Source organism: Streptomyces sp. NPDC055815, assembly GCF_053616475.1.
Window position 1 is genome coordinate 1 of the sequence record NZ_JBSHDU010000153.1, and the last position, 6,650, is coordinate 6,650.

Genomic DNA, 6,650 nt, shown 5'->3' on the forward strand with positions numbered 1-6,650 from the left:
CGGCCGTCAGGGCGTCGACCTCTCCGCCCCGACCACCATCCACGACACCGGCGCCGAGCTGAACTGGTCCACGTACCAGGACAAGGACCCCGTCGCCACCGGCGACGACCTCGTCGAGTACCAGGTCCACCGCTCCATCAACCAGACCTTCACCCCCTCGGCGGCCACCCTGGTCGCCCCGGTCGCACCCGGCACGACGTCGTTCACCGACACCACGGCCGTGCCGACCAAGGGCGACGACCCCGACCCGTACGGCCGCGCCTACTACTACATGGTCGCGGTCAAGACGAAGGACGGACAGGTCGTCGCCGCTCCCACCCAGCTCGTGCGCCTGCCCAAGGCCGGCCGCACGACCAAGGTGTACGCCGCGACCCAGGACACCACCCTGTCCTCGGCACAGCCCACCACGGCCCACGACACCCTCGACGACGGCGGCCCCAAGAACTGGCTCAGCGTCGGCAACAACTCCGCCACCTACGAGGACACCCGCGCCCTGCTGAAGCTCCCGGCCCTCGGCATCCCCACCAGCGCCCGGGTCCTCGACGCCAAGGTCCGCCTCTGGTCCACGCAGACCGCCCAGGACACCACCGGCGCCGTCTACGAACTGCGGCCGCTGACCCGCGACTTCGACGAGTCCGCGACCTGGGTGAAGGCGGATGCCGCCACGAACTGGACCTCGCAGGGCGGTGACCTCGGCGCCTCCGTAGGTGACGTCGGGGCGATGACGAATGATCCGGCCCGGCACGACTGGGACGTCACCTCCCTCGCCCAGTCCTGGGTGACCACGCCGTCCTCGCACAAGGGCGTGGCCATCAAGATGGCCGACGAGGTCGCCCGGCAGGAGCGGACCCTGTTCCTGTCGTCCGAGGGCACCGAGCCGCGGCTCGCGCCGCGGATCGTGGTCACGTACATCGACTCCACCACCGAGTCGACGTACTACGCGCCGCAGACCCCGGCCCGTATGACGCCGAACACCGATTACACGGTGGACTTCACCCTCACCAACACCACCGCGTCGACGTGGAACACCGCCGATCACGTCCTCACGTACAAGTGGACCCTCCCCGACGGGACGGACGCGACCACCGGTGGCAACCAGGTACAGACCGTGCTGCCGGCGAACGTCGCCCCGGGTGACAGCGTCGATCTCCAGGCCGTGGTGAGAACCCCGATCAATTCGGACAACGGCAACAAGCGCACCGACTACGTCCTGACCTGGGACGTCTACAACAAGACCACGGGCGCCTGGACCTCGGGCACCTCCGGCATCCCCGGCCTGAGGCAGAGCGTGGCCGTCGAGGACCCGACCTCCAACCAGCTCGGCATGGAGAAGTTCTACTCGTACACGGGCAAGAACACGGGCTCCGGCTCGACCGTCATGAACAACCTGGCGTCGGGCAACAGCGTCTGGTCGTACAACGCGTTCACGAACCCCGGCCGCGGCCTCTCCACGTTCGCCCGGTTCGCGTACAACAGCCTCGACACCTCCGACACGGTCTCCGGCCACGGCTGGTCCTTCCAGCTGTCCGGCCCGATCCGGCTCGGTGCCCCGCTGGAGTTCCACCCCAAGCCGAACCCCACCGAGATACGTCTCCCGGACGGCGACGGCACGACCCACGTGTTCCGCAAGCAGGCCGACGGCTCGTGGAAGGCCCCGGCCGGCGTCCACTACCGGGTGACGCCCAAGGCCGGCCTGGACTGCACTCCGCTGAAGGACCCGGTCCCGGACGCCTGGACGCTGACCCGTCCCGACGGCACGCGCTTCGTGTTCGGCTGCGACGGCTACATGACCTCGGTCGTCGACAAGAACGGCAACACGCAGACCTACACGTACGAGGAACGGAAGTCGAACAACAAGCCGACCAAGTTCCTGAAGTACGTCACCGACCCGGCCGGCCGGCAGTCGCTGACCGTCGAGTACTACACGAAGGCCGACAGCTCCAACCCGAAGATCATCGACCACGTCAAGTCGATGACCGACATCTCCGGCCGCAAGCTGACCTTCGAGTACTCCGACAAGGGCCTCCTCACGAAGCTGACGGACGGCGCGGGCTCCACCCAGCCGAAGGTCTTCGCCTTCGAGTACGACGCCACCCAGGGCAACAAGAACGTCAAGCTGGTCAAGGTCACCGACCCCCGCGGCAACGCGACGACGATGGCCTACTACGCGCCGCAGGCCGGGGACGACCCGAAGTACCACTGGTGGACCAAGACGATCACCGACCGTCTCCAGGGCACCACGGGCTTCGCCTACTCGGTGAACGCCGGGAACGCCAAGTTCACCGACACCAAGGTCACCGACGCCGAGTCCCGTGCCACGGTCTACGTGACGGACGACTTCGGCCGCCCGGTCCAGACGACCAACGCCAAGTCGCAGACCACGAAGATGTCGTGGGACGCCGACAACAACGTCACCTACCTGGAGGAGGCCAACGGCGCCAAGACGGCCTACTGCTACGACCAGAAGACCGGCTACCCCCTCTGGTCGCGTGACGCCGAGAACAACAAGAGCGGCGTGCCCACGTCCGCCGAGTGCGCACCCGGCACCTACCCGGCGAACGCGCAGCGGTACAGCTACCAGACCCGACTGGACGGGTACTCCGCCGACCTGGCCACCAAGACCTCGCCCGAGGGCCGGAAGTGGCAGTTCGGCTACGACGCCTACGGCAATCTCACGACGGTCACCGACCCCAAGGGCGTGGCCACCACGTCCGTGGCCGGCGACTACACGACCACGTACGAGTACAACGCGTACGGACAGCAGACGAAGGTCATCGACGCCAACGGCAACCCGACGGCCTACAGCCAGTTCGGCCCGACGGGTTACCCGGCGACGATCACGGACGCCCTGAACAAGTCCACGTCGTACGTCTACGACGAGCGCGGCCAGGTCACCGAGGTCACCGACGCGCTGGGGAAGCGGACCACGCAGACCTACGACACCTTCGGCCGCCCGCTGGTCATGACGGTGCCCAAGGACCAGGCTGCCGGTGCCCTCATCACGACGCCTGCGCCGGTGTACGACGCCAACAACAACATCGTCACCTCCACCGCTCCCAACGGCGCGGTCTCGACGGCGGTGTACGACGCGACGGACCAGATCACCGCGGCGACCGCGCCGAAGGACACCGCGACGGGTCCCGAGCGGAAGTCCGCCTACAGCTACGACAAGGTCGGCAACCTCAAGACGACGACCGAGCCGAAGGGCACGGCGACCAGCGCGGACCCGAACGACTACCTCACCACCAACACCTACGACGCGATCGACCAGCTCACCTCGACCGTCAACGCCGTGGGTGACAAGGTCTCGTACGAGTACGACACCGTCGGCAACGCCGTCACGGTCATCGACCCGAAGAAGAACGCGACCCCGGACACCGGCGACTACACCACCAAGACCGAGTACGACCTGAACCATCGGGTCACGCGGGTCACGGACGCCGCGGGCAAGTTCACCGGCCGGTCCTACGACAAGGACTCTCTGGTCCTCTCCACCACGGACGCCGAGAGCAACGTCACCGAGATCACCTACGACGAGCGCGGCAAGCAGACCCAGGTCAAGGTGCCGCACACGGGCACGAGCCCCGGCATCACGTACCGGACGACCAAGTACGAGTACGACCAGGTCGGCAACACCACCAAGGTGATCACCCCGCGCGGCGTGGACACGGCCGCCGCGGACGACTTCACCGCGCGCACCGAGTACGACGCGCTGAACCGCCCGGTCAAGCAGTTCCAGCCCTACGACACGGCGGACGCCCGCTACAACAAGGCGGACGTCTACACCCGCACCGACTACGACGCGGTGGGCCGGGTGGCCAAGACCTCGCTGCCGCCCTCGGACGGCCAAACCGTCCGCAACGACACCACCTACACCTACTTCGACAACGGATGGGCGAAGTCGTCCACCGACCCGTGGGACATCGTCGCCACCTACGACTACAACGAACTGGGCAAGCAGACGGCCCGTACGCTGACGTCGGCGGGCGGTTCCTCCAATCGCACGATGACGTGGTCGTACTTCCCTGACGGGAAGCTGAAGTCCAGGTCCGACGACGGTGTGCCGGTCGGCTCCGCGGTCGTCCTGGTCGACAACTCCGACACGCAGAACACGTCCTCCACCGGCACGTGGACGAAGGGCGACCTGACGGGCCAGCAGGGCTACGACCACCAGGTCCATGCCGCCGGCACCGGGACGGACGCCTTCACGTGGTCCCTGAACATCCCCAAGGACGGCAGCTACACCGCCTACGTCAAGTACCCCCAGATCGCAGGGGCCGCGACGGCCGCGAAGTACACGGTCACGCACTCCGCGGGCACGACCGACAAGACCGTCAACCAGACCACGGGCGCCGGCTCCTGGGTCAGCCTCGGGTCGTTCACCTTCGCCCAGGGCAACGCCGCACGACTCCAGCTGTTCCAGAACAGCGCCGGGGCGGTCGTCGCCGACGGCGTGAAGCTCGTTCGCAACAGCTCGGGCGACACCGACGCCGAGAAGAAGACCTTCGCCTACGGCTACGACGTCAACGGCAACCTGACGTCGATCGACGACACCTCCTCCGGTGCCGGGATCGACGCCTACACCATCGCCTACACCGGCCTCAACCAGGTCCAAAAGGTGACGGAGGCGCTCGCCGGACAGGAGAAGAAGTCCACCTCCTACACCTACGACGCCAACAACCGGCCCGAGACGGTCACCCACCCCGCCCAGTTCTCCCGGTACACGTACGACCTCAGGGATCTGGTCAAGACGGTCTCCGTCGGCAAGACGGCGACCGACGCCACCCCCAAGGTGACGTCCTACACGTACACGGACCGAGGGCAGAAGCTGCGGGAGACCAAGGCCAACGGCAACACGGTCGACCACACCTACTACCTCGACACGGCCCTCAAGGCCACCACGGAGAAGAAGCCCAACGGGACCCTGGTCTCCTCGCACACCTACGCCTACGACGCCAACGGCAACAAGGCGCAGGACACGGCGAAGAAGATGAACGCCGACAACCACGCGGCGTACCTCGACTCCACCACCGACTACACCTACGACCCGGCCAACCGTCTCGCCAAGTCCGTCAAGACCGGCAACGGCGCAGGGACCGAGACCTACGTCCACGACGACAACGCGAACGTCGTCAGCCAGACGGTCAAGGGAACGTCCACGACCTTCACCTACGACCGCAACCGGCTCCTGAAGGCCACTACGGCAGGTGCCTCGGCGAGCTACAACTACGATCCGTTCGGCCGCCAGGACTCCGTCACCAGCGCCGGGCAGGTCATCGAGCGGAGCGTGTACGACGGCTTCGACCATGTCGTCGAGTCCGGCAAGATGGACGCCGGCGGCGCGATGAAGACCACGAAGTACACCTTCGACCCGCTCGATCGCACGACCTCCAAGACCGCTGACGGCAAGACCACCGACTTCACCTACCTCGGCCTGTCCAAGGAAGTGCTGAACGAGGAGGTCGCGGGCGTCCTGACCACGTCGTACCAGTACAGCCCGTGGGGGGAGCGCCTCTCCCAGACCAAGCGCAACACCGACGGAACGACGGAGGACGGCTATTACGGCTACAACAGCCACACCGATGTCGAGACCCTGACGACGAGCACCGGCGACACCAAGGCCACCTACGGCTACACCGCCTACGGCTCGGACGACAAGGCCGATTTCACCGGCATCGACAAGCCCGACACCGCGGACCCCACGCGCGAGGCCTACAACCCCTACCGCTACAACGCCAAGCGCTGGGACGCCGGGTCCGGCACGTACGACATGGGCTTCCGCGACTACAACCCGGGCCTCAACCGCTTCACCACCCGGGACATGTACAACGGCGCCCTCGCCGACATGAACCTCGGCAGTGACCCGTACACGGGCAACCGCTACGCCTTCACCGGCGGCAACCCCACCAGCCTGGTCGAGCTCGACGGTCACAGGCCTGACGACCCGGAGTTCAACCTCGGCAAGTACCTCAGGGACACCTACACCCGCTCGCACGACTCCGCCATCGAGATGGCAGCCGCCTGGCTGTGGTTCAACCACTCGGTGCTCCAGGGCAGGGCGACGAAGGACATCTCCGTACAGAAGGGCGGCCTCAATCCGCTCAACAAGATCGAGAAGCCCAATGGGAACAACGGAAAAGCCGATCTGCTCCTGTGGACGCAGGACACCGTGTACGTCTGGGAGGTGAAGCACCTCGGCGGAGCGGCCGAGAAGGACGGCGTGGGCGAGGTCGCCGATTATGTCAGGGACCTCCAGGCCCAGCTGAGGAAGAACAACGACAATCGGACCGTGAAGGCCGGTTTCGACATTCCGTTCAACATCACCGGGCCCGCCATTCACGATCCGGGTGTATGGCTGGACGTGACATCGTCCAAGACGTACCCGGGCTCGGGCGTCATCACGTACGACAAGCGCAATACGGCGCAGCCCAAGCCGCAGCCGCAGCCCGTCGCCGAACCCGTCGCCGCTCCGGAGCCGGGTCCCAACTGGCTCACGGGTTCACTCATGCTCGGCGCCGGACTCCTGCTCGGTGGCGCCGCCGCACTGGACGACGTCACCGGAATCGGAGTGGCCGACGATCCCGTCCTGTTCCCCATAGCCGGGGGACTGATCGCCGGCGGAGCGGCGGCGTTCTAGCCGACTCCAATAC

At 66.7% G+C, this 6,650-nt stretch carries 1 protein-coding gene; it reads left to right on the forward strand.

What is annotated here, in order from left to right:
• The coding region (locus ACWGN5_RS41450; RefSeq protein ID WP_453524116.1) for a golvesin C-terminal-like domain-containing protein at positions 1–6,637 on the forward strand (6,637 nt) is incomplete at its 5' end.
• Between the last annotated feature and the right edge of the window lie 13 nt (positions 6,638–6,650).